Here is a 6,311-nt window from a genome sequence, read left to right as displayed (position 1 = left end):
CCGGGGTGCGCCCGGGCCGGGGTTCTGCGGCGGCCGACCTCCGGGGGGGGGGCCCCCCGGGGGGGGGGGGGGCCCGCCCCTCGCTGTCAGTGCCGTGTGCCAGCCTGGGCACATGCTCAGCGTCAAGGTCGAGACCGAGAACCAGCAGACCCACACCCGTGTTTCCGCCGGGAAGCTCGCGGACCTCGTGCACCGCATCGGCGCGCGCGGGGACAACTTCCTGGTAGTCCAGCGGATACCGGACATCCCCGGCACCTTCATCCAGGTGTGGCACGAGACGGGCGGCGCCTACGAGTTGGAGCACCGTACGGGCACGGCGACGAGCCACGTCCGTACCGTCGTCGACGCCCCGGAGCGGGTCGCCGCGCTGATGACCGGCTGGGCCCGCGAGGAGCCGGGCTGGGACGCGGGGACCCGCTGGGAGAGCGCCGGGATACCGGAGCCGGAGCCCGTGCCTGAGCTCGCCGAGGAGCTCCGGGAGCAGTTGGAGCCCCGGATCCGGGAGCTGCTGCGCGGCGGTTACGGGACCGTGCGGACGCTCACCGAGACGGCCGAGGACCATCTCGTGAAGGACGGGGTGCGGCCGGTCTCCCGGCCCCAGGCACGGGAGTTGGTGGAGCGGCTGTGGCTGGAGCGGGTCGAGGAGCAGCGGGGCTGGACGGATGTGACGGACCCGGAACGGCTGGAGCGGGCGTTCGCCCGGCTGGACCGGGGCGGCATCACGGCCCGGGAGAATTTCACCTGCTGCCGCTCCTGCGGGATGAGCGAGATCGCGGAGGCCGGGCGCGAGGACGCCCGGGGCTTCGTCTTCTTCCACGGCCAGGGCACGGAGAGCGCGGCGGCGGGGCACGGCCTCGCGCTGTACTACGGCGGCTTCGGCGATTCCCCGGAGAGGACGGCCGCGGTCGGCCGCGAGGTGGTGGCCGCGCTGGGCGAGGCCGGGCTGACGGTGGAGTGGGACGGCTCCCCGGACAAGGCGATCGAGCTGACCGGCCTCGACTGGCGCAAACGGCTGGTGGGTTAGGGCTGATGGGTGCGGGGCTGTCGCCTTGCTCACCTCGTCGCACGAAGGGGGCGTCGCCACGGGTTCTCTGCTTCAATGGGGGCATGGCCAGCTTCCCGCACCCCTCGACCGGTCGCAGCGACCTCGAGCCGTTCTGGCCCTCCCGTCAGCACCACGACTTCGACCGGGTGTGTTGCCGCGCGCTGAACGCGCCGGCCCTCTGAAGCCCTCACCCGGCCTCCGGTCCGCGCGCACGCAGCAAGTCCGTCCACCGACGACTCCCTCGCGCGAAAGAGCTGACCCCTCATGCCGAACACCCGTACGTTCTCCACTGCCGCTGCGACCGCCTCCGTCCCTCCCTCCTCCCCCAACCGGCACCGGCTGCGCGCCGTCGCCCCCGACGAGGTCGTCCAGCAGGCCGACGTCTCGGCGCTCCTGACGCCGGGCGCGACCTGGCTGCCCGCACCCCAGCACACCCTGCCCAGCCTGCCGGGCCGCCCGCCGATGGTCGGCTACCTGGTGCTCGTGCCCGCCGACCAGCAGCCGGCCTTCGCGGCGGCCGCCGCGCAGTACGCGGTGCCGGAGCAGCCCCCGGAGGCGGCGGCGGGCCCGGTGACCATCGACTCCGTACAGCGCTCCGCCGCCGTGCACGGGCGGACGCTGGACCTCACCTACCTGGAATTCGAGCTCCTGGCCCACCTGGTGGCCCACCCGCACCGCGTCCATACCCGCGACCAGCTGGTGACGACGGTCTGGGGTTACGGGCATGTGGGCGACGGCCGCACCGTCGACGTCCACATCGCCCGGCTGCGCCGCAAGCTGGGCGCCGAGCACCGCCGCTCGATCCAGACCGTGCGCCGGGTCGGGTACAAGTACACGCCCTGACCCACGGCGAAAGGGGCGGGCCCCGGTTCCGGCAGTCGCTGCCGGAACCGGGGCCCGCCCTCGTACGCCCTGCTCAGCGCAGTCCCGAACCGACCGGGGCCGGGGCAGGGGCGGGGCCCTCCGCGGGCTCGCCGTGGTCCGGGCCGGGGAGCCGGCCGAGGCCGCGCGGGGTGCGCCAGTTGCGCTCGCCGAGCAGCGCCATCACGGAGGGCAGCAGCACCATCCGTACGAGTGTGGCGTCCAGCAGGACCGCGACCGCCAGGCCGACGCCCATCTGCTGCATGTCCTGCATGGACAGGGTCGCGAAGACCGAGAACACCGCCACCATGATCACGGCCGCGCCGGTCACCGCGCCGGCCGTGCGGCGGATGCCCTCGTCGATCGCGGCCCGGTTGCCGATCCCCCGGCCGTGCGCCTCACGGATCCGGGAGACCACGAAGACGTGGTAGTCCATCGAGAGTCCGAACAGGACGACGAGGACGAACAGCGGCATCCAGGACTCGACCGCGCCGACGCCCTCCGAGCCGATCAGGCCGGCGCCCCAGCCGTGCTGGAAGACCGCCGTCATCACTCCGTAAGCGGCGGCCACGGAGAGCAGGTTGAGGACGATCGACGTCACGGCGATCACGTACGAGCGGAAGCAGAACAGCATCAGCAGGAACGTCACGGCGGTGATGAAGAGGAAGACGGGGGCGATCCCGTGCTTCAGCTGGTCGTTGAAGTCGACGGACCCGGCCACCTCGCCGGTGACGTAGGCGTGGGCGCCGCTGGAGCCGAAGGCGGCGGGCAGGCGGTCGTCGCGCAGGGTGCTCAGGTCCTTCTCGCCGCCGGGCAGCGGGACCTCGAACTCGGCGATGTTCCGCGCCCGGTGGACGGTGACGTGGTCGAAACCGGCGAGGGCCTTGCGGACCGCCGGGGCGGTGATGTCGTCGGCCTCGACCACGACCTGGGCCGGGGCGGGGCCGCCGGGGAAGGTCTCGCTGATGTGGCGGTAGGCGACGGACAGCGTGGAGTCGGAGCCGAACTGCTTCTCCAGGCCCAGGGATTCGGTCTTCATGCCGAGCGCGGGCGCGGCGAGCACCAGCAGGACGGCGACGGACGCGGCGGCGAAGAACTTCGGGCGGTCGAGGACGGGGCGGAGCACCTTTCCGGCGATGCGGCCGCTCTCCCCCTTCCCCCGCTTGCCGCGCCGGTTCAGCAGCGGCACCCGGCCGGCGTCGATGCGGTCGCCGAGCCAGGAGAGCAGGGCGGGCAGCACGGTGACGGAACCGAGCATGGCGATGCACACGACGGTGATGGTGGCGAGGGCGAAGCCCTTGAAGAGCATCAGCCCGGACAGGAACATGCCGGCCATGGCGACCATCACGGTGAGCCCGGAGACGAGGACGGCCCGGCCGCTGGTGGCGGCGGCGATGCGCAGGGCGGCCCCGGCGTCGCGTCCGGCAGCCCGCTCGTCGCGTTCGCGGCGCAGATAGAACAGGCAGTAGTCGACGCCGACGGCGAAGCCCATCAGGAACATCACGGAGTACGTGGTCTGGAACAGGTGGAGCTGGTGGCTGGCGAGCGAGAGCAGTCCGAAGGCGGCCATGCACGCGGTGAGCGCGAGGCCCACGGGCAGCAGGGCGGCGACGACGGCGCCGAAGGCGACCAGCAGGATGCCGAGGGCCAGCGGTACGGCGGTGAACTCGGCCTTCTTGAAATCGTCCGCGAGCAGGTCGCCGAGCCATTTGCCGGCGCTGGCGTCCCCGAACTGGCTGACGGTGACGTCGGGCTGCCCCTTCTCGACCCCGGCGACGGCGTCCAGCACGGGCTGCACCCGGTCGGCGGCGGTGTCCGGGTCGCCCTTCATCTCGAAGGTGATCAGCGCGTCCTTGCGGTCCTTCGACGCGACCGGGTCCGCGAGGCCGGTGACCTCGCCGGTGTCCCGGATGGCGGCGGTCAGTTCGCGGGCGGCGGTGCGCCAGCCGTCCGGCTCGGCGGACGACACCATGACGAGTTCGCCGGCCCGGTGGCCGAGCCCCGCGTCGGAGAGGATCTGCTCGGCGCGGGCCGAGTCGCCCGCGCCGTTCTCGGCGTCGGTCATCTCGACCATGCCCGAGGCGCCGCCGATGCCCGCGGCGAGTACGACGAAGAGCAGCCAGCCGAGAATGGCCGTCTTGCGGTGGTGTGCGCTCCACACACCGATACGTGCCGCGAGGTTACGCCTCATGGCGGGTTCGCCCCCTGTTGGTGGAAGTCCGACGATGCCCCTCGAATCTAGGAACGCCGGATCGTGCTCCCCAGCCGGTGGAACACCCGGTCGCGCGGCACACAGGGCGAGGTGGCGGGGGTGGTGCTGGGTACACCCCCACCGGGTGGCGAACCGGCTGCCGCGGGCGGGGTGCGCCGGGTCAGACTGTGTGCGACACGGGGCCCGTAGAGGGCCCGGCGAGGGGAAGAGGGACCGGGATGGACGCGATACGGGGACGGATCGGGTCGGCGCTGCTGGCCGCGTGGCGCGGGCTGGTGGTGTCGTTCGCCGCCCTCGCGGGCTCGTGCACGCTGTTCGTACTGGCGCTGCTCTCGATCACGATGATCCCGCTCGGCATCGGCCTGGTGACCACGCCGTACGTGCTGGAGGCGGTCCGCAAGCACGCCAACCAGCGGAGGCTGCTCGCGATCACCTGGTCGGACGTGCGTATTCCGGTCCCGTACCGGCCGTTCCCGAAGGATGTGCGGAGCGGGTTCACCGGGCAGGTGGAGCGGACCACCCTGATGCTGAAGGACCCGGCGACCTGGCGGGACATGCGGTGGATGCTGGTCGACATGACGGCCGGCTATACGGTGGCGGTCCTGACGGCGGCGCTGATGGTCTACCCGGTGGAGGGGTTCGTGCTGGCGGCGGGCCTGTGGCGGGTCTTCACGGACGACCGGTACTGGTACGGATTCGTGCCGGTCGACAGCCAGGCGACGGGGCTGGCGGCCGCCGCGCTCGGGGCGGCGGTCTTCACGCTCGGGGTGCTGGTGAGCGAGCGGCTGCTGCGGGCGCACTTCGTGCTCGCCCGGTCGGTGCTCGCCCCCACCCAGGAGCAGGAACTCGCCCTGCGCATCGACCGGTTGACGGAGACCCGGCACGAGGCGGTGGACACGGCCGCCTCCGAGCTGCGGCGCATCGAGCGCGATCTGCACGACGGGGCGCAGGCCCGGCTGGTCGCGATGGGGATGAACCTCGGCACCGTCGAGGCGCTGATCGAGAAGGACCCGGCGCAGGCGAAGCAGCTCCTGGCGATGGCCCGGGAGTCCTCGGCCGAGGCGCTGACCGAGCTGCGCGACCTGGTCCGGGGCATCCACCCGCCGGTGCTGGCGGAGCGGGGGCTCGGGGACGCGGTGAAGGCGCTGGCGCTGCGGCTGCCGGTGCCGTGCGAGGTGGACGTGGAGCTGGACGGCCGGGCGGAGGCTCCGGTGGAGTCGGCGGCGTACTTCGCCATCAGCGAGGCGCTGACGAACGCGGCGAAGCACTCGGGGGCCGACCGGATCTGGGTGGACCTGCGCCACAGCGACGGGGCGCTGAGGTTCTCGGTCACGGACGACGGGAGGGGCGGCGCCTCGGTGGGCGCGGGCTCGGGGCTGAGCGGAATCGAACGGCGGCTCGGTACATTCGACGGCATCATGGCCGTCAGCAGCCCCGCGGGCGGTCCCACCATGGTGACCATGGAGATCCCTTGCGAGTTGTCCTAGCCGAAGATCTCTTCCTGCTGCGCGACGGCCTGGTGCGGATGCTGGAGGCGTACGACTTCGAGATCGCGGCTGCCGTCGAGACCGGGCCCGAACTCAACCAGGCCCTCGCGGAGTTGGAGCCGGACGTCGCCGTGGTCGACGTCCGGCTCCCGCCGTCCCACACGGACGAGGGCCTGCAGTGCGCGCTGGCGGCCCGGCGGGCGCGGCCGGGGCTGCCCGTCCTCGTACTCTCGCAGCACGTCGAGCAGTTGTACGCGCGCGAGCTGCTGGCGGACGGCAACGGCGGGATCGGGTATCTGCTCAAGGACCGGGTGTTCGACGCGGACCAGTTCATCGACGCGGTCCGCCGGGTGGCGGCGGGCGGGACGGCGATGGATCCGCAGGTCATCTCGCAGCTGCTGACGCGGCGTTCGCAGGACAAGCCGATGGGCGGTCTGACGCCTCGCGAGCGGGAGGTCATGGAGCTGATGGCCCAGGGCCGGTCGAACGCGGCGATCGCCTCGCAGATGGTGATCACGGAGCGGGCGGTGGCCAAGCACACCTCGAACATCTTCGGGAAGCTGAGCCTGCCGCCGTCCGACGACGACAACCGCCGCGTTCTGGCCGTCCTGGCGTATCTGGACCGAGGCTAGGGGGTGTCCGGAAAGTCCCGTCCTGCCCGCGAGGCCCTGCGGGCGCACGACGGGACTTTCCGGACACGCCCCAG

The 6,311-nt window shown here is 72.5% G+C and carries 5 protein-coding genes; 4 read left to right on the top strand and 1 reads right to left on the bottom strand.

Annotated features, from left to right (window positions below; all coding sequences use genetic code 11):
* The first annotated feature begins 112 nt into the window (after nucleotides 1-112).
* Together ACFZAT_RS05775 and ACFZAT_RS05770 are read left to right on the top strand one after the other, a co-directional pair.
* Complete coding sequence (locus ACFZAT_RS05775) at nucleotides 113-1,024, top strand: DUF6891 domain-containing protein (protein WP_391260638.1); 912 nt, start codon at nucleotides 113-115, stop codon at nucleotides 1,022-1,024.
* Nucleotides 1,025-1,309: 285 nt separating this feature from the next.
* A complete protein-coding gene (locus tag ACFZAT_RS05770) occupies nucleotides 1,310-1,888 on the top strand; it encodes a winged helix-turn-helix domain-containing protein (protein WP_391260635.1) in 579 nt (192 codons plus the stop codon).
* 73 nt (nucleotides 1,889-1,961) lie between these two features.
* On the opposite strand, the gene ACFZAT_RS05765 is transcribed toward ACFZAT_RS05770, so the two are convergent.
* Nucleotides 1,962-4,097, bottom strand: coding sequence for an MMPL family transporter (locus ACFZAT_RS05765; protein WP_391260632.1), 2,136 nt, complete (start codon nucleotides 4,095-4,097; stop codon nucleotides 1,962-1,964).
* Between the two features lie 239 nt (nucleotides 4,098-4,336).
* On the opposite strand from ACFZAT_RS05765, the gene ACFZAT_RS05760 reads away from it, so the two are divergent.
* Nucleotides 4,337-5,605 carry a histidine kinase gene (locus ACFZAT_RS05760; RefSeq protein ID WP_391260630.1) on the top strand — a complete coding sequence of 423 codons (1,269 nt, stop codon included), beginning with the start codon at nucleotides 4,337-4,339 and terminating at the stop codon, nucleotides 5,603-5,605.
* Nucleotides 5,590-6,237 (top strand): LuxR C-terminal-related transcriptional regulator, encoded by a 648-nt coding sequence (locus ACFZAT_RS05755; RefSeq protein WP_391260627.1) that lies wholly within the window; start codon nucleotides 5,590-5,592, stop codon nucleotides 6,235-6,237. Before ACFZAT_RS05760 ends, ACFZAT_RS05755 begins: the two co-directional genes overlap by 16 nt.
* The last annotated feature ends 74 nt before the right edge of the window (nucleotides 6,238-6,311 follow it).

It is taken from the genome of Streptomyces sp. NPDC008163, assembly GCF_042956885.1.
Lineage (GTDB): Bacteria > Actinomycetota > Actinomycetes > Streptomycetales > Streptomycetaceae > Streptomyces > Streptomyces drozdowiczii_A.
Note: the sequence above shows the minus strand (reverse complement) of the source record. Positions and strands in the feature narration are given on the sequence as shown.